The organism is Acidobacteriota bacterium (genome assembly GCA_020853395.1).
Lineage (GTDB): Bacteria > Acidobacteriota > Vicinamibacteria > Vicinamibacterales > SCN-69-37 > JADYYY01.
The window spans coordinates 456090-480409 of record JADYYY010000010.1; the positions used below are offsets into that span (position 1 = coordinate 456090).

21 protein-coding genes are annotated in these 24320 nt (G+C 69.6%); 7 read left to right on the plus strand and 14 right to left on the minus strand.

What is annotated here, in order from left to right:
• Window positions 1-6: 6 nt before the first annotated feature.
• Window positions 7-1266 carry a NupC/NupG family nucleoside CNT transporter gene (locus tag IT184_10670; protein MCC7009271.1) on the minus strand — a complete coding sequence of 420 codons (1260 nt, stop codon included), beginning with the start codon at window positions 1264-1266 and terminating at the stop codon, window positions 7-9.
• A gap of 77 nt (window positions 1267-1343) precedes the next feature.
• Here IT184_10670 and IT184_10675 point away from each other — a divergent pair, with 77 nt between their 5' ends.
• The 6 genes from IT184_10675 to IT184_10700 are packed head-to-tail and all read left to right on the plus strand — an operon-like array spanning window position 1344 to window position 6235.
• Complete coding sequence (locus tag IT184_10675) at window positions 1344-1793, plus strand: hypothetical protein (protein MCC7009272.1); 450 nt, start codon at window positions 1344-1346, stop codon at window positions 1791-1793.
• 55 nt (window positions 1794-1848) lie between these two features.
• Window positions 1849-3507 (plus strand): alkaline phosphatase family protein, encoded by a 1659-nt coding sequence (locus tag IT184_10680; GenBank protein MCC7009273.1) that lies wholly within the window; start codon window positions 1849-1851, stop codon window positions 3505-3507.
• Window positions 3504-3887, plus strand: coding sequence for a methylated-DNA--[protein]-cysteine S-methyltransferase (locus IT184_10685; GenBank protein MCC7009274.1), 384 nt, complete (start codon window positions 3504-3506; stop codon window positions 3885-3887). The genes IT184_10680 and IT184_10685 overlap by 4 nt, the downstream gene beginning before the upstream one ends.
• On the plus strand, window positions 3877-4467 hold the full coding sequence (locus IT184_10690; GenBank protein ID MCC7009275.1) for an RNA polymerase sigma factor: 591 nt from the start codon (window positions 3877-3879) through the stop codon (window positions 4465-4467). Before IT184_10685 ends, IT184_10690 begins: the two co-directional genes overlap by 11 nt.
• Window positions 4467-5186 carry a zf-HC2 domain-containing protein gene (locus IT184_10695; protein MCC7009276.1) on the plus strand — a complete coding sequence of 240 codons (720 nt, stop codon included), beginning with the start codon at window positions 4467-4469 and terminating at the stop codon, window positions 5184-5186. The genes IT184_10690 and IT184_10695 overlap by 1 nt, the downstream gene beginning before the upstream one ends.
• A complete protein-coding gene (locus IT184_10700; protein MCC7009277.1) occupies window positions 5183-6235 on the plus strand; it encodes a DUF4097 family beta strand repeat protein in 1053 nt (350 codons plus the stop codon). Before IT184_10695 ends, IT184_10700 begins: the two co-directional genes overlap by 4 nt.
• 6 nt (window positions 6236-6241) lie before the next feature.
• Here the strand turns inward: IT184_10700 and IT184_10705 are convergent, their stop codons facing one another.
• The 8 genes from IT184_10705 to IT184_10740 all read right to left on the minus strand — a co-directional run bounded on the left by IT184_10705 (window position 6242) and on the right by IT184_10740 (window position 15663).
• Entirely contained in the window at window positions 6242-6673 is a 432-nt protein-coding gene (locus tag IT184_10705) for a hypothetical protein (GenBank protein MCC7009278.1), read from the minus strand.
• Between the two features lie 56 nt (window positions 6674-6729).
• Window positions 6730-8373, minus strand: coding sequence for an Rne/Rng family ribonuclease (locus IT184_10710; GenBank protein ID MCC7009279.1), 1644 nt, complete (start codon window positions 8371-8373; stop codon window positions 6730-6732).
• Between the two features lie 212 nt (window positions 8374-8585).
• Window positions 8586-9689 (minus strand): rod shape-determining protein RodA, encoded by a 1104-nt coding sequence (rodA, locus tag IT184_10715; protein ID MCC7009280.1) that lies wholly within the window; start codon window positions 9687-9689, stop codon window positions 8586-8588.
• A gap of 33 nt (window positions 9690-9722) precedes the next feature.
• Entirely contained in the window at window positions 9723-11744 is a 2022-nt protein-coding gene (mrdA, locus tag IT184_10720; GenBank protein ID MCC7009281.1) for a penicillin-binding protein 2, read from the minus strand.
• A 16-nt stretch (window positions 11745-11760) separates the two neighbouring features.
• On the minus strand, window positions 11761-12282 hold the full coding sequence (gene mreD / locus IT184_10725) for a rod shape-determining protein MreD (protein ID MCC7009282.1): 522 nt from the start codon (window positions 12280-12282) through the stop codon (window positions 11761-11763).
• On the minus strand, window positions 12279-13106 hold the full coding sequence (mreC, locus tag IT184_10730) for a rod shape-determining protein MreC (GenBank protein ID MCC7009283.1): 828 nt from the start codon (window positions 13104-13106) through the stop codon (window positions 12279-12281). Before mreC ends, mreD begins: the two co-directional genes overlap by 4 nt.
• Before the next feature lie 59 nt (window positions 13107-13165).
• Complete coding sequence (locus IT184_10735) at window positions 13166-14191, minus strand: rod shape-determining protein (GenBank protein MCC7009284.1); 1026 nt, start codon at window positions 14189-14191, stop codon at window positions 13166-13168.
• Window positions 14188-15663 carry a GGDEF domain-containing protein gene (locus IT184_10740; protein ID MCC7009285.1) on the minus strand — a complete coding sequence of 492 codons (1476 nt, stop codon included), beginning with the start codon at window positions 15661-15663 and terminating at the stop codon, window positions 14188-14190. The genes IT184_10735 and IT184_10740 overlap by 4 nt, the downstream gene beginning before the upstream one ends.
• A gap of 269 nt (window positions 15664-15932) precedes the next feature.
• Between IT184_10740 and IT184_10745 the strand changes: the two genes are divergently transcribed.
• Window positions 15933-17846 carry a peptidyl-prolyl cis-trans isomerase gene (locus tag IT184_10745; protein MCC7009286.1) on the plus strand — a complete coding sequence of 638 codons (1914 nt, stop codon included), beginning with the start codon at window positions 15933-15935 and terminating at the stop codon, window positions 17844-17846.
• 18 nt (window positions 17847-17864) lie between these two features.
• Here the strand turns inward: IT184_10745 and IT184_10750 are convergent, their stop codons facing one another.
• The 5 genes from IT184_10750 to IT184_10770 form a co-directional block, all read right to left on the minus strand.
• Window positions 17865-18473 carry a DUF922 domain-containing protein gene (locus IT184_10750; GenBank protein MCC7009287.1) on the minus strand — a complete coding sequence of 203 codons (609 nt, stop codon included), beginning with the start codon at window positions 18471-18473 and terminating at the stop codon, window positions 17865-17867.
• A gap of 6 nt (window positions 18474-18479) precedes the next feature.
• On the minus strand, window positions 18480-20204 hold the full coding sequence (gene sppA, locus IT184_10755) for a signal peptide peptidase SppA (GenBank protein MCC7009288.1): 1725 nt from the start codon (window positions 20202-20204) through the stop codon (window positions 18480-18482).
• Window positions 20205-20273: 69 nt separating this feature from the next.
• Complete coding sequence (locus IT184_10760; protein MCC7009289.1) at window positions 20274-21140, minus strand: SMP-30/gluconolactonase/LRE family protein; 867 nt, start codon at window positions 21138-21140, stop codon at window positions 20274-20276.
• Window positions 21140-22204 (minus strand): mechanosensitive ion channel family protein, encoded by a 1065-nt coding sequence (locus tag IT184_10765; protein MCC7009290.1) that lies wholly within the window; start codon window positions 22202-22204, stop codon window positions 21140-21142. The genes IT184_10760 and IT184_10765 overlap by 1 nt, the downstream gene beginning before the upstream one ends.
• 19 nt (window positions 22205-22223) lie before the next feature.
• On the minus strand, window positions 22224-24236 hold the full coding sequence (locus IT184_10770; protein MCC7009291.1) for a VWA domain-containing protein: 2013 nt from the start codon (window positions 24234-24236) through the stop codon (window positions 22224-22226).
• Window positions 24237-24320: the final 84 nt, after the last annotated feature.

Genomic DNA, 24320 nt, shown 5'->3' on the forward strand with positions numbered 1-24320 from the left:
TCCCCGCTACAACAGTATCGCGGCGATGCAGGCCGATGCGAAGTTCGCGAGCGTCCCGGCAATCATCGCGCGCACGCCGAGCAGGGCCAGCTCCTGCCGGCGATCCGGGATCAGCGATCCGATGCCGCCGATCTGAATCCCGATGGATCCGATGTTCGCGAACCCGCAGAGGGCGAAGGTCGCCACCGTGAACGACCGCGGATCGAGCGACGCCTTCAACGGGCCGAGCTGCGCGTAGGCGATGAACTCGTTGAGCACCATGCGGGTGCCGAGCAGGTTGCCGATGACGGGCGCATCGCGCCACGGCACCCCCAGACACCAGGCCACGGGCGCGAGCAGCCAACCGAACACGAGCTGCAGGCTGAAGTCCGGCCGGCCGACGAAACCGCCCGCCCATCCGAGCAGCGCGTTCGCGAGCGCGACGAGCGCCACGAACGAGATCAGCATGGCCACGACGTTCAGCGCGAGCCACAACCCTTCGGAGCTGCCGCGCCCGGCCGCGTCGATCACGTTCACGTCGTTCGAGATCCGCCCCAGCCGCACGGTGCCGAGCGTGTCCGGCCTGCCGGTCTCTGGCACGAACATCTTCGCCAACACGATCGTGCCTGGCGCCGTCATGATCACGGCGGTCAGCAGATGCCGCGGTTCCATGCCGAACGCGATGTAGGCGACCATCAGCGCACCGGAGATGTGCGCCATGCCGGACGTCATGATGGTCATCAGCTCGGACACGGTCGCACGCGCGAGGTAGGGCCGAATCGTCAGCGGCGCTTCCGACTGGCCCATGAAGAGGCTGGCGGCGACGTTGACCGACTCGGCGCCGCTCGTGCCGAGCAGCCGATGCATCACGACGGCGAACAGCCCGACGACGATCTGCATGAGGCCGAGGTGATAGAGCACCGCGAAGAGTGCGGCGACGAAGATGATCGCGGGCGCGATCTGGAACGCGAAGATCGTCCCGTACTGCGCGCCGTCCGGTCCGAGCGCCGCCGTCATCAGCCGCTGCCAGACCGGCTGGTCGCCGATCGGGCCGAAGACGAACGACGAACCGACCATCGAGTAGCCGAGCAGCCGGCGGATCCGGTCGCCGATCACTTCGAGCACCGCCTGGCCGGCCGACGTCCGGAGCACGATCAGCGCGAACAGGAACTGCAGCCCCATGCCCCACGCAATCGCGCGCAACCGAATCGCCCGCCGATTCGACGACCAGGCGTACGCGACGAGCCCGATGAGGAGGAGTCCGAGGACGGGCTGCAGGCGGGCCATGGGTCAGTCCAGTCCGGTCCATCCCCGACGAAGCCGCGGATCGCGCCGAAATGGCGGGCCAAGTATAGTGGGAATCGTTGAACGACACCGTGCGGGTGGTGCTCGTGGCCGCAATCCTGTCGGCAGCGGCCGTGGCCGCCCTGGCATGGCGGGTGTTCCGTGAGGACGCGGCGTCGCCGGAACGTTTGATCGGCGAGCTGCGCCTGTCGCGGTGGGTGGCCGTGCTGTTGAGCGCCCTCGGCGCCTTGACGGCCGGCATGGCGATGACGGCGCCCGCAGCGCCGGTGGGCAACCTGGACGCCGCGGTCGGCCTGCTGCTCGTCGGGCTGGCGGGACTGCTCCTGCAGCGCGAACCGCCCGAAGGTCTCCTGATCGCCGCCGTTGGCTGTGCGCTGTTCGCACTCTGGAACGTCGCCCATCGTCCGGGCTGGCTTCCGGATGGCGAAGGCATGGGCGGGTATCGCGCCGCGGCCGCGCTCTACGCCGTGTGGCTCGGTGCCGTGAGCTATGGGGCGCGGCGCCGATGAGTGCCCGCACGCTGATAGAATCTCGCTTCCCTCGGAGTCCCTCGTGAGATCACCGATGCGCCTCTTCCTTCCCGCTGGCGCCGCGCTCGTGGCTGCTGTGCTCTCGTGGCCGTCGCTATCGGCGCAGGCGCCGGGAGCGGCGACCCCTGCGGTTCCCGCGCCTCCCCGCCTCGTCGTCGTCGTCGCCGTCGATCAGATGCGGGCCGACTACGTCTCGATGTACGGCGCGCACTGGAAGGCGGGCCTGCACGAGATCTTCAACAACGGCGCGTACTTCGTCGACGCCGCGTACCCGTACGGCGGGACGAAGACGTGCGCCGGCCACTCGTCGATCGGCACCGGCACGGTGCCGGCGACACACGGGATGATCGACAACGAGTGGTACGACGTCGAAACCCGCGCGTTCGTGACGTGCACCGAGGACGCCACCGCGCAGTCGATGCGCTTTCCGATCGGCTCGGGGAACGAGCACCACAGCGGCGCGAGGCTGCTCGTGCCGACGCTGGCCGAACAGGTCGCCGAGCAGCGGCACGGCCGCGTCGTCTCGGTCGCCGGCAAGGCCCGATCGGCGATCGGCCTGGGCGGGCACGGCGGCCCGAACGCGGTGATCGTCTGGCAGGAAGACAGCGGATCGTGGGCGACCTCGTCGCGGCTCGCGCGCGTCCGTTCGCCGGAGATCGTCCGCTTCGTCCGCGCACGGCCCGCGTTCTCGCTCGGCGACCAGACCTGGGGACGGTTCCTGCCCGAGGCCTCGTACCGCTTCGAAGACGCCGCCCCGGGCGAGCCTGCCGACAACACCTTCCCCCACCTGTTCGCCGATCCGATTCGAACGGCCCGGACGACGCAGACGATCGAGGACTTCTGGGCGCGCACGCCGGCGCTCGACAACTACATCGGCGCGCTGGCGAGCTCGCTCGTCGCCGATCTCGGGCTGGGACAGCGTCCGGCGGCGACCGACGTGCTGACCGTGGGATTCTCGGCGCTGGACCTCGTCGGTCACACCTACGGTCCGCGAAGCCACGAGGTCCAGGACGTGCTCGCGCGGCTCGACCAGACGATCGGCCAACTGCTGTCGCTGCTCGATCGCGCCGTCGGCCGGGACCGCTACGTGCTCGCCCTCTCCGCCGACCACGGCGTTGCGCCGTTGCCGGAGCAGGCGGCCGCTGGAACGGACGCCGGCCGAATCACCAGCCTGCTTCCGACGGGACGGGCGATCGACGGCGCGCTGCGCGCCGCGCTCGGGCCGGGCCGATACGTCGAGGCCATCTCCAGCACGTCCTTCTACTTCCGGCCGGGCGTGCTCGACCGGATCAAAGCGACGCCGGCGGCCGCCAATGCCGTGCAGTCGGTCCTGCTCGGCACGAAGGGCGTGCAGGCGATGTACTGGTCGTGGGACCTTGCGTCAGCGACGCCGACAACCGATCCGGTGCTCGCGATGATGCGCAAGAGCTACATGGCGCGCCGCTCAGGCGATCTCGTCATCGTGCTGAAGCCCTTGTGGGTGCTCGGCACCGAAGCCAACCACGGCTCACCGCACGACTACGACACACACGTGCCGGTCGCCTTCTACGGCGCCGGCGTGAAGGCCGGACGCTACGGCGGCCCCGCGACCCCGATCGACATCGCACCGACGCTGGCCCGGCTCGCGGGCATACGGCTCGCCCGCACCGACGGGCAGGTGCTGAGCGACGCGCTGACCAGACCGCAGCCGTGAACGCCGGACGGTCGCAGTTCGCTTCCCGCGTTCTGCGACTCGTCAGCCTCATCCCGCCCGGACGGGTCGCGACGTACGGCGACCTGGCACGGCTGGCAGGCCGTCCCCGCGCGGCGCGAGCCGTGGGCGCCCTGATGCGGGCGGCTCCGCGCGACGATCTGCCGTATCACCGCGTAGTCGCCGCCGGCGGCCGGCTCGGCGGCTACGGCGGACGCGAGGCGTTCAAGCGCGACCTGCTCAGAGCCGAGGGCGTCCCTGTCGTCGGCCAGCGCATCCGCCAGTTCGAGCAACACCGTTGGAAAGGGCAAAGGAAAGAGGGAAAAGGGCAAAAGATGGGGCCAACGGCGGCCAGCAACGTGCCGGCGGCGGATGCCGTCTAAGTCAGAGAACGTGCCCGTTTCGACTTACGCAGATCGTGCGCTCGCCGATCGGTGTCGCGCGCAGGTGCCCGGGGCATTCGAGGAGGTGTACCGGGCGTACGCGCCGCGGATGTTCGGTCTGATCTGCCGGATGACCGGGCGCAGCCACGCGGAGGATCTGCTGCAGGAGACGTTTCTGACGGCACACCGCAAGCTCGGCAGCTACCGAGGCGACGCGGCGCTCGGTACCTGGCTGTTCCGCGTCGCGACCAACGTCTGCCTCGACCATCTGCGGAGCCGGGGCTACCGTTCGGGCAGGCTGATGGACGAGTTGCCGGACGAAGTCCAGGACGAGCGCCGCCCCGAGAGCGCGGTGCTCGGCGTCATCGATCGGCTGGATCTCGAGCGCGCCGTCTCCGCGCTGCCGCCCGGCGCCCGCACCGTGTTCGTGCTGCACGACGTGGAAGGGTTCGAGCACCGGGAAATCGCCGCCATGTTGGACATCTCGGAAGGGACGTCGAAGTCGCAGTTGCACCGTGCCCGGCTGCGGCTCCGCGATCTGCTGGCGTCGCCGGCCGTCCCGGGAGAGCGGAGGGCGTGATGCGGACGTGCCGCGACATCGAACCGCTCCTCAGCCTCCTCGTCGACGGCCTGCTGGCCGACGACGCGCAGGCGGAGGTCCGGGCCCACGTTCGCGAGTGCCCCGCGTGCCGCGGCCTGTTGACGGATCTCGAGCGGCTGCGCTCGACGGCGAGGTCGCTCGGTCCGATCGCCCCGGCATCGGCGGCGTGGCACCGGATCGAGGATCGACTCAAAGTCGACGCAACCGTCCCGGACGCACCGGTCCTCGCGTCGGGCCGGCGGGCCTTGCTGCAGTGGTTCGGCCTCGCCGCGGCGCTGCTGCTCGTCACGGCGGTGGTGTACGTCGCGCGCGGGCGGGTGGCACCAGCCGATCAGTCGGCCGACGGCACGGCCACCACGGTGGACGGCGTCGCCGCCGAAGTGGGACGGGCAACCGCCTCGTACGAGCGCGCCATCCGCGAACTGGAGACGGCGGCGGCCACGACCGACGACGGCATGGCGCCCGCCGTCGTCGCGGTCGTCCGCACGAACATGGGAGCGATCGACACCGCGATTGCGGACAGCCAGGCCGCCCTGGAGGAGAACCCCGAGAGCGAGTCGGCGCGCACCAGTCTCTTCGAAGCGCTGCGGCGCAAGATCGCGCTGCTGCAGACGACCGTGACCTTGATCAACGACATGCGGGCCGGCAACGAGGAAGGCGCGGCCCAGGCCGCCGAACAGCTCGGAAAACAATCATGACCTACAGAATCTCTTCTCCGTTCGCCGCCGGACCCGCCGTCGCCATCGCGGGCCTCCTCTTCGCCGCGCTGCCGGCCGGTGCGCAGCCCGATCCGGCGCGATCGTGGCGGGATCGGCTGGCGCCGGCGTGGGACGCCGGCGCGCTCGCCGCACAGGGACGTGACGCACGGAGCGAGCGCGTCGATCGCAGCACGCGCACGATCGCGCTGGGCACGTCCGGATCGCTCGAGCTGAAGAACGTGTCGGGCGACATCAGCATCACGGCCGGATCGGGCCGCGACGTGACGCTCGACATCACCCGCCGCTCGCGCGGCCGCGACGACGCCGAAGCGGCGCTCGGGCTGCAGCAGGTCCAGGTCAACGTGGATCATCGAGGCGAGCGGGCGACCGTCGAAGTGATGTACCCCCACGAGCGGGACCGCGGGCGCGCCCGCTATCAGGTCAACGTGTCGTTCGTCGTCACCGTGCCGGCCGGCACGCGCGTCACGGCGCGCAGCGTCTCGGGCAACGTCTCCGTGAAGGGCGTCGCGGGCGACCTGGCGGTCGAGACCGTCAGTGGCAACATCGACGTCGCGAACGCGCGGCAGCTCTCCACGGCGAAGTCGGTCTCGGGCAACGTGGTGTTGAGCAACGTCGAGAGCAGCCGGGCGCTGTCGGCCGGAACGGTCAGCGGCGGCGTGCAGCTCTCGCACGTGCGCGCGAACCGCATCGCGGTGGACGTCGTGAGCGGTGACATCCGCACCGAGGACGTAACGTGCGCCAGCGCGCAGTTGAAGACGCTCTCGGGGACGGTGGACTACGTCGGCCGGTTCGAGCCGGGCGGACGCTACGAGTTCAACAGCCACTCGGGATCCGTGCGGATCACGGCGGCCGGGCCGGTTGGATTCGAGCTGCAGGCGACGACGTTCAGCGGCCGGATCCGCCCGGAAGGCCTGTCGCTGCAGGCCATGACGATGAACCGCGGGGCGCTCCGCGCCACTGTCGGCGACGGCTCGGCCGTCGTCGTGGCGCAGACGTTCAGCGGCGACGTCGTGATTACGAAACGGTGAACGCGCCTACTTGCCCGGCGCGAGGCCGAGGTGCACGAGGTACTGGGTCCCGCCGATGTTCGCCCAGACACGCAGGTACTCGGCGCCTCTGAGCAGTTGCACGCGGGCGGCGCCAGGCGCGGGCGGCGCGCTCTCCGCGACGTCCTTCAGCTCCGCCGGCCGGACGACGCTCGCGAGCTCCCGGCCCTTGACGGCGCCGCTCTGCACGAACTCCACCCAGCGCGTGCTCTCCTGCGACTGCCCGACCACCGGCTCGATCGGATCGTTCGCAAGGCGCAACGTGTAAGTGCCGGCCGGCAACGGCTGGCCATCGGCCAGAACCGCACGGGGAAGCCTCACCGACCCGACCGTGCCCGACTGCGCGCCCAAGGACGTGGCCCCCAGGCTCGCACCCACTGCCGCGACGACCGCCCACCTGATCAGATGTCCGACCGACATGCTGGCCTCCCCACCACCGCAGTATAAGGCCGCGCCGGCCGCCGGCGGCACGGCGGTTAGATGGCCATCAGATCGAACTGCTCGTGGTGCAACTGCTCGTCGGCGCGGACCGTGACGCGGCGGCCGACCGCTTCTTCCAGCTCGTGAAAGACGCTGCGGCTCTCGTCCTTGAAGGCGCGGGCGATCTCCGGATTCACGCGGAGGACCAGGCTGTAGCCGTCGAGCTCGTGGCGGACCTTCTTGATCTCGGTCAGGATGTCGTAGCAGATCGTGGCGCTCGCCTTGATCGTCCCGGTCCCGGAGCAGTACGGACACGGCTCGGTGAGCATCCGCTCGAGGCTGCTCTTCACCCGCTTGCGCGTGATGATGATGAGCCCGAAATCCGAGACCTGCACCGACTTCGACGGCGCCCGATCCTTGCGGAGCTCCTGCTCGACCGCCTGCGCGACCTTCTGGCGGTTCTTCTTCTCCTCCATGTCGATGAAGTCGAGCACGATGATGCCGCCGAGATCGCGGAGCCGGATCTGGCGCACGATCTCGCGAACGGCTTCGAGGTTGGTCTTGACGATCGTGTCCTCGAGCCGGCCCGCGGACTTCTTGCCCACGTACCTGCCGGTGTTCACGTCGATCGCGACGAGCGCCTCGGTCTGGTTGATGACGATGTAGCCGCCCGACTTGAGCCAGACCTTGCTGCGGAGCGCCTTGTCGATCTCGCTCTGCACGCCGTACTCGTCGAAGATCGGGTAGTCCTTGCTGTAGTGCTTCACGCGCCCGACCATGCCGGGCATGATGCGCTGCACGAACGCCACCACCCGCCGGTACTCCTCGGCATCGTCGATCCGGATGGCCGAGAACTGGTCGTTGAGCAGGTCGCGCAGCAGCTTCGTGACGAGGCTCTCCTCGCGGAACAGCACGGCCGGCGTGCGTTCGCCGTCGCGCCGGCGCTGAATCTCGGCCCAGACCTGCTGGAAGTAGGTGAGGTCGGTGAGCAGATCGTCCTCGGAGCGGTTGGCCGCCGCGGTCCGGATGATGCAGCCGCCCGGCAGCCCGGACTGCTCGCGAAAGCGCTGCACGACGCCGCGCAGCCGGCGGCGCTCGTCGCGCGATTCGATCTTGCGGGACACGCCGATGTGATCGACCGTCGGCATGTAGACGAGGAAACGCCCCGGAAGGCTCAGGTGCGACGTGATCCGCGCGCCCTTGGTGCCGAGGGGCTCCTTGACGACCTGGACGACGACCTCCTGCCCTTCCTTGAGCAGGTCTTCGATCTTGGCCGTGGGGGGCGTTCGCTCGCGGCCGCGGCGATCGCGGCTGGTGGGTCTGGTCGAGTCCGGCCCGTCAGGGGACGTCTCGACGGCGACCGCGGCCTCCGTGTCGAGGTCTGGAGACACGGCATCGCCTTCCTCGGCGCCTGCCACCTCGGCGGCCGCGACGGCCGCCGGCTCGTCGTCGTCCTCGAGCGATTCTTCAGTCGGGCTGATGACGTCCGAGACGTAGAGGAACGCGTCGCGCTCGAGCCCGAGGTTGACGAAGGCCGACTGCATGCCCGGCAGGACCTTCGAGACGCGTCCCTTGTAGATGTTGCCGACCACGCCGCGCGAATGTTCCCGCTCGATGAAGACTTCGACGACCTGATCGTCCTCGAGGATGGCCACCCGTGTCTCGTGGCGCGTCGAGGAGATCACCATCTCCTTGTTCATGCGCGTAGCTCCAGCGGCGCCGCGCGCGTGCACCGACCCCGCCCGTCATCCTGCGGATCGGTCCAGCCGGCGCGCACACCGCGGCGGTGCACAGCAGCATCAACTGGAGGGCGAGCAGATCGACAAGCGGGGTGATCACGTGCGTGGCCCGTAACTCCGCGTGAGGCCGAGAGAGCCCCACGACAAACGGCCAGCCAGCGGTCATGCGGCCGCTAGTTGGTGAAGCGCCTCATCCGGACGTTCAGGATGAGGCCGAAACTGGCGAGCGTGGCGACGAGCGACGACCCGCCGTAACTCATGAGCGGCAGCGTCAGGCCCTTGACGGGCGCCAGCCCTGCCGACATGGTGATGTTGTACACCACCTGGAAGGCGAACCCCGAAAGAATGCCGATGACGAGGAAGGCCCCCACGCGATCTTTCGCGACCTTGGCCGCCTCGAGCGACCGGAGGATGACGAACAGGTAGAGCCCCAGCGCGACGAGCACGCCGAGAAACCCGTGCTCCTCGGCGTGCACCGAGAAGACGAAGTCGTTGTCGGCGACCGGCAGAAAGCCGTTGCGGCCCTGGGTCCCCTGCTGAAAGCCCTTTCCGTAGAAGCCGCCGGACCCGACGGTGATCTTGGCCTGGAGCTGCTGGTACCCGGCACCGCGTGGATCCTTCGAGGGATCGAGGAACGTCTCGATCCGCTCGCGCTGGTACGCCTTCAGCCCGTAGTTCCAGACCACCGGCGACAGCAGCACGCAGACGGCGCCGGCCACCGCCACCCAGCGGAGCGGCAGCCCGGCCAGGAAGACCACGCCGATGTACACGGGCAGGAGCGTGACGGCGGTGCCGAGATCCGGCTGCCGCACGATCAACAGCACCGGCACGGCAACGAGCGCCCCCGAGGCGAGCAGCTCGGTCCACGACCGCGCGGTCCGGCGATAGTCGCCGTAGAACATCGCCAGAACCAGGGCCACGACGATCCGGGCGAACTCGGACGGCTGCAGGTTGACGCCGCCGAACGCAATCCAGCGGCGCGATCCGCCCGCGACGACGCCGAAGAACGAGACGTAGATCAGCGACAGCACGAGCGCGCCATAGAGCAGCAGCGACCGCTGCGCGAGGCTGCGATAGTCGATGACGAGACAGATGACGAAGGCCACCATCGCGACGGGCACGGCATAGAGCTGCGCCCAGAACCTGGCGCCGGGCCGCGCCAGCCGCACGTCCCACGTCACGCTGTAGATCGTGGCCAGGCTCATCACGATGATCGCGAGGATCGCGCCGATGAGCGGCCAGTCGATGTGGGGAATCAGGCGGCGGTCAACGATCATGGCCGTCCAGGTCGAGCGCAGGGATGAGCGCGATCACGGGCGGTTCGCCTGCGGCGTGCCGTCGGAGAGCGCGGCGCGCGTGCCGGCCGGCACGGGCGTTTCGACAGCCGCAACCTCGCCGGGCGCCGGCGCGGGCTGTGCCGGCGCGGGCGGCGGAAGCACCGGAATCGGCTGGACGGGCGTGGGGTTCGGCACGAGCGCCGGCTTGACGGGCGGCAGCGGCAACCCGTCCCGCTTGGCGAAGAACGTCTCCAGCACGTGTCTCGCGATCGGCGTCGCCGTCGTGCCGCCGTGCCCGCCGTGCTCGACGAAGATCGCGCCGGCAATCTGCGGGTTGTCGCGCGGCGCGAAGAACACGAACCAGGCGTTGTCGCGCAGGTCCTTGTCCGTGCGGCCGCGGGCCGCCGCTCGCCCTTCGTTGGAGATCACCTGGGCAGTCCCGGTCTTGCCCGCCACGTCGCGGCCGGCGATGCGCGCCCCGCTGCCCGTCCCCGCTTCGTTGACGACCATCCAGAGACCGTTGCGGATCCGCTGGAGGTGATCGGGCTGGATCTGCAGATTCGACTTGGGTGCCGGCGTCGGCATCGGCGACCACGCACCGTCACGTTCGACCGCCTTGACGAGATGCGGCGTGACGAGCGTCCCGCCATTGGCGATCGTCGCGATCATCGTCGCCAGGCCGACGGGGGTGACGTTCACCGCGCCCTGCCCGATCGACACCGAGATCGTCTCGCCCGGGTACCACGGCTGCTTGCGCGCGCGCTCCGACCACGCCGTCGAGGCTACGAAGCTCTCCTGCTCGCCGGGCAGGTCGATCCCGGTCTTGCCGACCAGCCCGAGCCGCGCGGCGTAGTCGTGGATCGTGTCGATCTTCATGCGCGACCCGACGGTGTAGAAGAACACGTTGCACGACTTCTCGATCGCGTGGCTCAGGTCCATCAGCCCGTGTCCGCGGCCGTTGGGCAGGCTGCACTTGAACGATCGCCCGCCGAACTCGAAGTGGCCCGGGCAGTAGACGGTGAAGTCCGGCGGAATCGCGCCGGTCTCCAGCGCCGCCACCGACATCACGATCTTGAACGTCGATCCCGGCGAGTAGGTGCCCTGGATGAGCCGATTGGTAATCGGCTTCAGCGGGTCGTTGATGAGCCGCGACCACGCCTGACCGTCGATGCCGACGGCGAACAGGTTGGGATCGAACGATGGCTGGCTCGTCATCGCGAGCAGCTCGCCGGTGCGCGGATCGAGGATCGCCGCCGCGCCGGCGTAGCCGCTCATCCGGAACGCATCCTCCACGGCCTTCTGGACGTCGTAGTCGATCGTCAGTTGCAGCCGGTGCCCGTCGGTCGGGTACTCCGTCTTCAGGTCGGCGATCTCGCGCCCGACGCTGTTCACGCGGACGAACCGGCTGCCGTCGACGCCCATCAGCTCGGCGTTGTAGATGCGCTCCACGCCGGCCTGGCCGACGATGGCGCCAGCCTGCAGACCGCTCGACGCGAACTCCGACGACGCGAGCTGCGCTTCCTGAATCTCGCCGACGTAACCGAACAGGTGCGCCGCGAAGCCCTCGGGATACGTCCGCGTCGGCACCTGCTGGACCTCGACCTCCGGCAACTCGCGGCGGCGCGCCGCCACCGCGGCGACCTGCGCGAACGTCGCGTGCTCGACGACGGGAAGCGGCCGGAATGCCTGCTCCGACCGGCGCCGCTGGACGGCCTGGCGGATCCGCGCGTCCGGCACGCCCGTGACGTCGGCGACCTTCCGGATGGTCTCGTCGAGGTTCCGGGTGCGCTCGCGCACGATCGCGATCGTGAACGAGCTGCGGTTCTCGACCAGCACCCGGCCCTGGCGGTCGAACAACACGCCCCGGGGGGCGCGCAACGGAATGGTCTTGAGGTGGTTGTTCGCCGCGATCTCCTCGTACTTGTCGTGCTGCGCGACCTGCAGCACCCAGAAGCTCACCGCCAGCGCACAGAAGACCAGGATGGCGCCGACACCCCAGGCCTGCAGGCGCGTCTCGCTCATCCGCCGATCTTCGAAGCCGGCCGGGGTCAGCATGTCGATCGTCCTCGTCTCACCACTGCCGGCGGCTCAGGCTCGACCGCCGGTTCACGCGCTGCCGCTCGACGGCGGCCGGAAGCATGTGAATCGCGTAGAACACCAGCAGCGCCGCGGCGGCGTTGAGCCCGGTCTCAGCAAGAATAGCGCCCCACGACACGGCCGGCCAGTGCTGGTCGATCAGGCCCCGCAGCATCAGGATCATGGCCCGATGCACCACGGTCGCGAAGGCGACGATGATCATCCGCGCGTGCGATCGGACGAGCACGAACTGCGCGCCGACGACCCCGGCGGCCCAGCCGACCAGCGTCTTGGCCAACGCCCCGACGCCGATGATGTCGCCCGAGAGCAGGTCCTGCAGCAGGCCGCCGACGGTGCCGGCGAGAATCCCGGCGACCGGCCCCCACTCCAGAGCCGCGAACACCGCGCCGACCAGCACGAGGTCGAACACCACCACGCCCCCGACGGTGAACCTCGCGAGCGCGACCTGCAGGAACGTGGCGCCGACGACCGTCAGCAGCACCGCGGTGAGCTTCACTCGGGCGACTCCGTCGCCGGCCGGCTTATCGGCACGACGAGGACGAGATCCAGATGGGAGAAATCGACCGCAGGCGTGATCAGGACCTCGCGCTCGCCTCCGGAGGGCCGGGTCACGCGCTCGACGGTGCCGACGAGGAACCCCTGGGGAAACACGCCGTCCTGGCCCGACGTCACCACTCGCTCCCCGGCCTGCACGTCAGCGGCGGCCGGGACGTATTCCGCCCGAAACAGGTCCCCGGCGCCGCCGACGACGATGGCGCCGCTGCCCGAGCGTTCGAACGTGACCGCGACGGCCGCGAGCCGATCGGTCAGCAACTGGACGGTGGCGGCGCCTGCCGAGATCGGCGCGATCACGCGCCCGACGACGCCGCGCGTGGCAATCACGGGCAAATCCGGCCGCAAGCCATCGCCGGCGCCGCGATCGATCGTCACCGTGAAGGTGCCGGGCGATGGGTTCGCGCCGATGACGCGCGCGGCCAGCGTCGGCACGATGACGCTCTGCTTCAGCCCGAGCAGCGCCTCGAGCGCTTGCGCGCGCGCGGCCAGCGCCTGGCGTTGCTGCAGCTCACCCTGCAGCTCGAGGAGGCGGCGGCGCAGCTCGTCGCGCTCGCGGGCGGCGCCGTGGACGGCCAGATAGTTCGTCCAGGTGCCGCGCACGCCGTCGACCGCCGCGGTCATCGCCTGCTGCACGCGCGCGTACGCGGCGAAGACCACGCTCTCGAGCACGGGAACGCCGCTCTTCGACTGCACCTGCGCCGAGATCAGCAGCACGTGCCCGAGGCAGATCACGATCAGCAACGACAGGGTCTGACGATGGATCACCTGGCGGCCTCGGGGCCCATGGGCCGAAGAATACGCCGGAACGGCGCGGGCCGGCCTCGCTAGTCGAGGGAGATCTTCCGCAGCAGCTCGAAATTCGACAGCATCTTGCCGGCGCCGAGCACGACCGTCGACAGCGGATCCTCGGCCATGGCGACCGGCAGCCCGGTCTCCTCGCGCAGCCGCTTGTCGAGGTTCTTCAGGAGCGAGCCGCCGCCGGTCAGCACGATGCCTCGATCGACGATATCGGCCGACAGCTCCGGCGGCGTGCGCTCGAGCGCCACCCGCACGGCGTCCACGATGACGTTCACCGTTTCGGCCAGGGCCTCGCGGATCTCCTCGTCGGAAATCGTGATCGTCTTCGGCACGCCCTCGATCAGGTGCCGGCCCTTGATCTCCATGGTGATCCGCTCGTCGAGCGGGAACGCCGAGCCGAGCTCCATCTTGATCGCCTCGGCCGTCCGCTCGCCGATGAGCAGGTTGTACGTCTTCTTGATGTACTGGATGATCGCATCGTCCATCTCGTTGCCGGCGACGCGAATGGCCTTGCTGTAGACGATGCCGGCGAGCGAGATGACGGCGATGTCGGTCGTGCCGCCGCCGATGTCGACGACCATGTTGCCGGACGCCTCTTCGATCGGCATCCCGGCGCCGATCGCGGCCGCCATCGCTTCCTCGACGAGGTAGACCTCGCTCGCCTTCGCGCGATAGGCGCTGTCCTTGACCGCCCGCTTCTCCACCTGCGTGATCTCGGAGGGCACGCCGATGACGATGCGCGGGCGCACCCACATGGTGCGGTTATGGGCCTTCTTGATGAAGTGCGCGAGCATCTTCTCGGTCACTTCGAAGTCGGCGATGACGCCGTCCTTCATCGGCTTGATCGCGACGATGTTGCCGGGCGTGCGCCCGAGCATCTCCTTCGCTTCCTTGCCGACGGCCTCGATGCGTCCGGTGACCTTGTTGATCGCGACGATCGAGGGCTCGTTGACGACGATGCCCTTGCCGCGCGCGTAGACGCATGTGTTGGCGGTGCCGAGGTCGATGGCGAGGTCGCTCGAGAAGAGCGCAAAGAGCGAGCGAAGGTTCAACGAGGCTCCTGTTCCTCGGTGGGGACGCGGACGGCGCCCGAGTCGCTGCCCGCGATGTGGATGCCGTTCTTGCCGGAGCTCTTCACCTTGTACATCGCGGCGTCGGCGGCCTGCAGGAGGCCTTCGGCCGAGTCCGCGACGTCCGGAAGCGTCGCCACGCCGATGGACGCGGTCAGCCGGCTGCCCGACGTACGATCGGCGAGGAAATTGAAGCGCTGGATACGGTCACGAAGACGCCGCGCCACCGAGTGCGCCCCTTCGAGGCCCGTTTCCGGCAACAGTATCGCAAATTCGTCGCCGCCGAAGCGGGCGACGATGTCGGTCTCACGGGCGCTCGATCGGATGACCTCGGCGGCCTCGACGAGCGCGCGGCTGCCGAGCAGGTGCCCGTGCGCGTCGTTGATCCGCTTGAAGCCGTCGAGATCGACGAAGAGCAGCGAGAGCGGCCAGCCGCTGCGCATCGCCCGTTTCGTTTCCTTCCGCAGCAGGTCGTTCAGGTATCGCGAGTTGAAGAGCTGCGTCAGATCGTCGGTGACCGAGAGCGCCTCGGCCCGCACGATCCGCAGGGCGTGCGCGAGCGCGTACGCGGCGGGCTCGAGCAGGCGGACGAAGGCATCGTTGAGCGCCGACGACATCTCCGGCAACCGGCGCGCCCTGCCGGCATCGAGCCCCGCGAGCACGCCGACGACCGTCCCTTGAACGACCAGCGGCCAGCCCACGACGGAGGCCTCGACGCGCTTGGCCTGGTCGCTGGCGGGGTTCGCGCGCTCATCGAGGTAGGTCGTGACGCGCACCGACGGCTGTCCCGTTCGCACGACGAGCTCGGCCAGCGACTGCACGACCGCGTCTCTGCCTTCCGAGCCCGCCTCGCCGATCAGGCGCGGCTGCCCGTCGGGCTCGACGATGTACACCTGCCATTCGGTCAACGGCAGCCACTCGTTGGCGTGCTCCACGAGCGTCTTGGCGACCTCGACCGGCTCGGTCGACAGGTTGACCGCGCGCATGATGCCGGCGATCGCGTCGGGACGCGCCGCCAGGTTGATGATCCGCGGCGACGCGCTGTCGATCCGATCGGCGAGATCGAGCAGCGGTCCGAGCCCGAGCGCCCGCTCGACGTCGTCGAGCTGGAACGGCCAGACGAGATGCTGCCGGAATCCGAGCACGCGCGACAGATCGGCGAGCCCGGCGTGGCGGGTCAAGCTGAACGAGACCGCAGGCAGGCTGTCGATGAGCGCCGACACGAGCCGCTGCGATCCATCCTCGAGCGACAGCTCCCAGAGCAGGCCCGCGACGTCGTTGGGAACGGTCCAGAGCGCGCCGGCCTGGAGGAACTCGAAGCGCGCGCCCGTCGATTGCAGTGCGGTGAGACGCTCGATCGAGTCCTCGCCGCGGTGGTACACCGCGAGCACGACGGCGCCGTCCGGCGCAGTGTGCTCAGGCGCGGAGGATCTGCGCGGGAGTCGCTCGGGCATGTGGCGGCATGACGGCGGGCCGCGTCCGCCCGCCAAACGCCGAAACTATAGCACGCCGTCTCGCGTGCTCATGCGCCGCCCGCGGCCAATATCTCGCGTGATTGCGAGGAATATTTTCGCGGCGCGCGGCCGCGCACGCGCGAACAGTTTTCGTCACCGCCGTATCCGAAGTGCGACACGTTGCGGGCCGGCGACGCGGCGCGCGGCCGAGGGACGACAGGGTTGTCATGAGATAATCCACGGTCGTAACCGAAGGAGAGACCCCAGCGATGACGATGCTCGACCGGATGCGGCGCCACAGAGCCTGGCTCAAGTGGAGCCTCGGCATAGTCGTGGCGACCTTCGTCCTGCTCTACATCCCGCAGTTCCTCGGCAACCCGGTCGCCGGCACCAATGCCGAGGTGATCGCGACCGTCGACGGCCGGGAGATCTCCGCCGGCACGTACCGGATTCAGTACCTCCAGCAGGTCTCTCAGATCCGCGCGCAATACGGCGCGGAGATCACCGATCAGCTCCTCAACCAGCTCGGCGTCGGCCCGCGCATCGTGCAGCGGCTCGTCAACGACGAAGCCATGATGGTCGAAGCGGAGCGCCTCGGCATCACGGTGACGGACGGCGAGCTGAAGGAACGGCTCGTGCGGCTCCCGATGTTCCAGGAGAACGGACAGTTCGTCGGCGAGGCGGCCTATCGGCAGATGCTCGCCAACGCGCGCCCGGTGCTGCGCCCCGCGGACTTCGAGCGCGACCTGCGTCGATCGCTCGTCGCCGAGAAGTTGCAGGCGGCCGTCACCGGCTGGCTGCGCGTCTCCGACGCTGACGTGGAGCAGGAGTTCCGCCGCCGCAACGAGAAGGTGAAGCTCAACGTCGCGGTCTTCACCGCCGACAAGCTCGCCGCCGCGGTCCAGCCGACCGACGCCGAGCTCCAGGAGCACTTCTCCGCCAACCAGGAACGCTACCGCGTGCCCGAGAAGCGCCGCGTCCGGTACCTCGCCGTGGACGCCGAGACCTTGCGCGGCAAGATGACCGTCACGCCCGCCGAAGTCGAGGCGCGCTACAAGGAAAGCCTCCAGACCTACTCGACGCCGGAACAGGTCCGCGCGAGCCACATCCTCTTCAAGACGGACGGCAAGGACGAGGCGGCCGTGCGCAAGACCGCCGAAGGCGTGCTGGCCAAGGCCAAAGCGGGCGCCGACTTCGCCGCGCTGGCCAAGCAGTACTCCGAGGACGAGGGGTCGAAAGCGTCGGGCGGCGATCTCCAGTTCTTCAGCCGGGGCGCGATGGTCAAGGAGTTCGAGGACGCGGCCTGGGCGCTGAAGGATGGCGAGATCAGCGGCCTGGTGAAGTCGCCGTTCGGCTTCCACATCATCAAGGGCATGGGCAAGAAGGCCGCGACGACCAAGACGCTCGACGAAGTGCGCAGCCAGATCGAGGACGGGATCAAGTTCGAGAAGGCCCGCGCCGAGGCGAGCCGGCTCGTCGCCGAGATCGGGCCGCAGCTCCAGACGCCCGCCGATCTCGATCGCGTGGCCAAGGAGCGCGGGTTGACCGTCGGCGATTCCGGGCTCTTCGCCCGCGACGAACCGCTCGCCGGCATCGGCTTCGCGCCAGCGGTGGCGGCTGAAGCGTTCACTCTCGACGCCGGCAAAGTGAGCGCCGCGCTGAGCACGAACAACGGCTACGCTTTCATCACCGTCACGGAAGTGAAACCGTCCTCCGTGCCGGCATTGAGCGAGGTGCGCGAGAAAGTGCTGGCCGACGTGGCCCGGGCCAAGGCGGTCGAGCTCGCCAGACAGCGCGCGGCGGCGCTGACCTCGGCGAAGACGAACTTCCAGTCGGCCGCCAAGGCCGCGGGAGCGGCGGTGAGCACGACGGACGCGATCGCACGGGGCGCGGTGCTGCCGGTCGTCGGCGTCAGCGACGCCGTCGACCGCGCGGCCTTCGCGCTGAAGCCCGGCGAGGTGAGCCAGCCGATCGCGACCGACGAGGCCGTCGTCGTCGTCCAACTCGTCGACCGGCAGGACGTCTCGCCCACCGTGCTCGAGGCCGAACGCGAATCGATCCGCGGCGAGCTGGCCGACCAGCGCGGCGGCGCCTTCTTCGAGGCCTACATGGCGAAGGCGAAAGCGCGGATGAACATCCAGTACAACGATGCCGCGCTGCGCGCGCTGACCGGTAACAGTTGAGCGGTACGCGCTACCCGATCACGGCCTGGTGAACGCCTCGAGCGAGGTGAGCATCTCGGCGACGCGTTCGGTCCAGACGCGCTGGCGGGCGGGCACCAGGCCGTATCCGGTCTCGTCGTCGTAACGCTGCTGCGCGGCGGCTTCTTCCTTGACGAAGCGGTCGACCGCCGCATCCACCTGCGCGTCGCTCAGGCCGCAGGCATCGTAGAGCCCGGCGAAGTACTTCCGCATCCGCCGCGCATGGACCTCCGTGAGATCGAAGTGCGTCTGCTCGTGCTGGAGCACGCGGACGCTCTCGCGCGGGCTCGCGAGCACATCGGCCTTCACCCACGACTCGTCGGGGACGAACACCGCCTTGACGTCGAACGTGAAGGTCTTCCCGTGGCAGCGCGATTCGTACCGGAGCAGATAGACCGTCCGGGCGCCTTCCATGCCGCCGGCCGGCGCGGTGCCACGGAACTCCGCCCAAGTCAGCGGCCGTGCCGCCGACCACGCCCGATCCGGCGAGGCGACGGGCTGCGGCGGGGCCTGGCCGGCCAGACGCTCGGCCGGTGCGGCCGCGGTGCCGATCGCGTGCCCCGCGGTCAGCACCAGAAGACCCGCCGCCACGAGGGCTTGCCTGATCACCCGACCTCAGTGCACGAAGACGTTCGGCAGGATCGCGAGCGGCTCGCCGCGGCGGAAGAGATTGAGCATCGACGTGGCGGACTGGATCATCCGCACGTCGGGCCGCCGGAACAGCGCGTCCACGGCCGCCGACGCGCCGCCGGAGACGCCGAACGGATTCGAGATCAGGTCGTACAACGTGCGCCGCGGGGGGTAGATCACGAGGTCCACGTCCTTCGCCGCGTCGAGCTTCGCGCGCTGCTTCGCGAGCCGGACCGCGTCAGCGAGCCCGCCGAGCTCGTCCACCAGGCCGATCTCCCGGGCCTGACGCCCCGTCCAGACCCGTCCCTGAGCCACCGCATCGATCTTGGTCGTCGCCTGGCGACGGCCGTCGGCCACGCGCTTGAGGAACAGCTCGTAGGTCGCCTGGAGCTGATCCTCGACCCGCCGGCGCTCTTCCGGTGAGAACGGCCGGAACGGCGAGTTCATCTGGGCGAACGTCCCGTCGCTGACGGCATCGACGCCGATCCCGATCTTGTCGAGCGTGCCGCGCAGCACGAACTTCCCGGTCAGCACGCCGATCGATCCGGTCAGCGTGCCGGGGTCGGCAACGATCGCGTCGGCGGCGGCGGCCATGTAGTAGCCGCCCGACGCCGCGACGTCGCCCATCGAGACGATCACGGGCTTCACGTCGCGGGTCAGCATGATCTCGCGCCAGATGACCTCGGAGGCGATCGCCGATCCGCCGGGGCTGTCGATGCGGATGATCACCGCGCGGATGCCCGGGTCGACGCGCACCTTGCGCAGCCACTGATTGAACGTGTCGGAGCCGATGACGGCGCCCGAGGGCGCGTCGAACGAGCTCTTGCCGCTCGCGATCGTCCCGATCGCGTACAAGAGCGCGATCCTGCCGCCGACCTCGCGCCGCTCGCCGGCCGGCGCGCCCTTGCCGTACTGCTCGCCGTCGATCGACTGCGTGCCCAGCATCGGCCCGCGGTCGTCGAGCTGATCCTCGTAGCCCAGCTCGTCGACGAGCCGCGCCTTGACGGCGCCCTCGCCCATGTACGGCCCGCGCTCGAGGGCGCTCCGCGCCTCGGCCTCGGAGAGCGTCCGCCCCTGCGCGACGGCCCGCACGATCTGCTCGTACCAGTCGCGGTTGAGCGACTGGCTCATCTCGCGATGCGCCGGCGTGAACCCGCGTTCGGTGAACGTGTTCGACGCCGTCTTGTACTCGCCGACGTGGAGCAGGTCGGGATAGACGCCGATCTTGTCGAGCGCCTGTCTGAAGAAGAGCTCGTACGACGCCAGCCCGGTCACGTCGAGCTGGCCGGCCGGCATGAGCACGATGCGATCGGCGGCGGACGCGAGGTAGTACTCGGCCGCGCCGGCCGACTCGAGGAACGCGGTCACCGGCTTCTTCGAGGTCTTGAAGTCCTCGATCGCCGCGCGCACTTCCTGCAACTGCGCCCACAGCGCGCCGCTCGCGGACGGCCGGATGACGAGCGTCCGCACGCGCGCGTCGGCCTTGGCCTTGCGGATGACGTCGAGCGTGGCGCGCAACGTCGACGAGCGCGGGATGATCTGACTCAGGACGTCGGGCGGATCGATTTCGCTGAACGGCGCGTCGAGGCGCAGCGACAACGTCGCCCGCTCGGGCACCGACACTTGCGGCGTCGACAGCGCCGCGAGCACGAGCAGGCCGCCGCCCGAGACGAGGACCGCGATCGTGATGAAGGCGAGAACGAGCAACACTCCGCGGCGCCGCGACACTCGGACCACTCCTGTCCGCAGTATAGCGTCAGGCGCCGCGCCGGCCCCGGGTCAGCCGGCGAAACGATACGGCAATCGTCCGCGAGTGCCCGGCCGGCAGCGGAAGAGCCGGCCCGCCAGCGGCTGGTCGGCACGTTCGCCCGCGCTCAATCCCGTCCGGGCGGTCGTCACGTAGAGGTCCCCGAGATCGGATCCCGCGAAGGCGCATTTCGTGACGAGCGCGACGGGCAGCGCAACGATCCGGTCGAGCGCACCATCCGGGGCGTAGCGCCTGAGCGCACCGCCCTGCCACAGCGCCACCCAGACGTATCCCTCTGCGTCGACGACGAGCCCGTCGGGCCGGCCGTCGTCCGGCGCGATGATCGCGAACGGGCGGCGGGCGCCGGGCTCCCCGTTGCCGTCGACGTCGAATTGGTCGACTCGCCCGGTCCGTGTGTCCACGTAGTACATGATGCGAAGGTCCGGGCTCCAGTCGATGCCGTTCGAGGTCGTCACGGGCTCGAGGATCGTGTGGACGCGGCCGTCGGCATCGAGCCGATAGAGCGCCCCGCGTTCGCGCTCATGCCGCAGGCTGAGCGTGCCGGCCCAGAACCGTCCCCACGGGTCCACCGCCCCATCGTTCATCCGCACGTCGTCGCGGCCGGGCGCCGCATCGGCCATCGGCGTCACGCGGCCGGAGTCCGGATCGAGACGCGAGAACCCGCGGCCGGCGGCGATCAGCCAGTCGCCGCGCGTCGAGCAGACGACCGCCCCGACCGGCTGGCCCACGTCGTACACGCGCGCTCGGCCGGACCCCGGGTCGAGCGCGTGCACGTGCCCCTGCATGATGTCGACGAACAGCAGGCGCTGTCGGACGGCGTCCCACAGCGGGCCTTCAGCGAGGTCGAACGGCCCGATTGGAACCGGCTCGATCGTCATCAGGACTGGCGGCCCGCTGGCGGTTCACGCTCGGGAGCCACGAGCAACGGCTGGGCGACGAGCCCCACGGCCGGGATCATGACGCCTTCGGCCGCGTAACGCGCCTGAACGCGCTTCAGGAACTCGTGCTTGAGGAGGAACTGGTCCGCGAACGCGACCGCACGCAGCCCGACCGAGAAGCCGATGCCCGCCGGGCCGAAGGTGTGGAATCGGACGGCGGGCTCCGCCGTCCGCACGGCGCCCGGCACCTCACGCATGACCTCGCGCGCGACGTCGAGGGTGATCCGCTCGATGGCCGCGAGGTCCGAGGCGGGATGCACCTGGAGATCCACGGACATCCCGAACTCCGGATCCGAGTAGCTCGTCACGATGGACTGCGCGAGCTTCGCGTTGGGCACGATCACGATCGGATTGCCCAGCGTGCGGATCGTCGTCGTGCGCCAGTTGAAGTCCAGGACGTGGCCCTCGACGCCGTCCGAGAGCCTGACGTAGTCGCCGATCCGGACCTGGCCCGACACGCTCATCGCGATGCCGGCGAAGAAGTTCGACAGCGGATCCTGGAGCGCCAGCGCCACGGCGAGACCGGAAACGCCGAGCGCGGTCAGGTACGGTGTGATGTTGATGCCGAACGAGCCGATGATGACGAGCGCGCCCAGCACGATCACGACCGTGCGGACGACGTTCTGCGTCAACGCCGACACCGGCGCGTTCGGCGTCACCCGCGGGCCGTACGCCCACACCAGCCGGCCGGCGACCGTCGCGGCCGCGATGGTGGCGGACGCAATCGCGATCGCGCGCAGGATCGTGACGGCGAGCACCTCGCGCTCGACCGGCAGCCGCCATCGAGGCAGCACGACGTAGAGCCCGATGAGCACGCACCAGAACGGCAGGCGCCGCCCGATCTCGTCCACGAGCGCGTCGTCCCAGTCGCCGTGCGTGCGCCGCACGACGCGCGCGAGGCGGCCGGTGAGGAGCGCGTTGCCGAGGTGTCCGACGAGGTAGCCCACCACGACCGCGCCGGCCGTCCACAACAGTGCGTTCAGCCACTCGGGCCAGTCAACCATGCCGCGATCGTCTCTCCCGTCATCGCTGATCGGGGGCCGTATAGCCGCCCCGCGACTCGACGATCAGCCCCTGGCGCTTCGGCCGGATCTCCACCTTCCGCCATGCGCCGTCACGGGTGCGGTTGGTCGAGTCGTAGCTCAGGATGTACCGGCGGCGCAGATTCTCAAGGATACGCCGGTACTCCTGTTCGAGCGCAGCGACGTCGGACGGGAAATACGACTCGCCGGCCGACGCCTCCGCGAGCCGCTCGAGCACGTCGCGATCGACGCGCGGGCCGAGACCGATCGTGTACACCGTCGTATCGACGGCGCCCAGCATCTGGAGCACCTGATCGAAGGTGTGCGTGCTGCCGGGCGCGGTGCCGGGATTGTTCTCGTCGCGCCCATCGGTCATGACGACGAGCGCGGTGCGGCCCTCGGTGTGCTTGAGCCGAGCGAGCCCTTCGAAGACGGCGTCGTAGAGGGCGGTGCCGCCGTCGGCCGCATAGCGGCCGATCGCGCCGAGGCTCGCCGCCCGCGCGGCGGTGAGCTCGTGCGCCCACTCGACGCGATCCGCGAACGTCAGCACGGCGAGCTTGTCCTTGGCCGGCAGGGCTTCGACGAACGCTTTCGCCGCGCTCGTCACGGCCCCCGCGTCGCGGCGCATGCTGCCGCTCGAGTCGAGCGCGAGCACGACCGACACGGGCGCGAGCGCCTCCTCGAACGCGTTCACCTGCTGCGACACGCCGTCTTCGAGCACCTCGAAGTCCTCCGCCGTCACGTCGATGAACTCGCGGTTCAAATCCTTGATCGTCATCTCGATCTGCGGCCGGATCGGCGGTGGAGACGGCGCCCAGTAGCCGTTCCGCACTTTGACCGCGTGCGTCGGATCCCCGGTCGTCATCGCGATCGTGCGCCACGTCCCGTCCTGCCGGCTGTTGGTCGACGAGTAGGTCACGACGTAGCGTTGCTGGATGTCGTCGGCGATCAGGCTGTGCGTGTCGGCGAGCTGCGTGTTCCGGGCCGGGAAGAAGGCTTGCCCGCCGGTCTCGACCGCCAGCCGCCGCAGCAGGCCCTCGCCCTTGAGCGACACACCGGCCACGCCGCCGATGGCGATGACGTAGACGGTCGCCTTGGACGCCGCCACGGTCTGCAGGGCATCGTCGAAGGCGATTCGGCTGTTCTCGTCGTAGCCGTCGGTGATGAGCACGATGATGTGGCGGCCGTCGACGGACGACACCTGCCGCGCGGCCTCGCTGAGGCAGTCGAGGATCGCCGTGCCGCCGCTCGCCTGGATCGCCTGGATCGCGTCGGCCACGGTATCGCGATCCAGCGTCGGCCCGGTGACGGCACCGAGCGTGCGGGAGAACGGCACGACGACGACGCGGTCGTGCGGGCGGAGGAAGCCGACGAACTGCGCGGCCGCGTTGCGGACGAACGGCATCCGGCGCGACATGCTCTGGCTGCTGTCCACGAGCAGGGTGTAGACGGCCGGCAGCGTATCGGGCACCGCGAGGTCGACGAGCTGCGCGATGCCGTCCTCGGTGACGTGGAAGTCCTCGGCCGTGAGCCCGTTGATCGGGCGCCCCTTCCGATCGAGCACCAGGGGCTCGAGCAGGACGCTCGACACCTCGGTGATCTCGTACATCTCCTGGGCTTTCAACTGCACGCGGTCCTCCGCGTGCCGGCCGAGCGAATCGGTGACGTCGGCGACGATCACCCGATCTTCGAACGGGTTCCTGTCGACCCACTCCACGGCGTAGGGCGGCCCGTCGGTGTCCTCGCCGACGAGCTTGCCGTCGACCGTGAACCGGATCGGACCGATCTTCGCGCTGGCGTCGGTGACGACGCGCGCGACGATCCGGATGGGGCCCTCCATGCCCGTTCGGCCGAGCGGTGAGGTCAGGTGGATGCCGAGCCCGGGCCCTTCCTGCGCGGGCGCAGGGATCGAGAGCATCGCGAACGCGACGCCGACCAGGATCGGAAGACGAGGACCGCGCCGGCCCTCCGTCCGGCGGTTCGGACGGCGTTCGTCCCGTCGCGCTGCATTCATCAGATCTGGAAGCCTCGGACCCGAACCGTCTCCTATAATCCGGACCGGTCCAGGTCCTCCGTGAGCGCCCCTCACTTCCTCCAA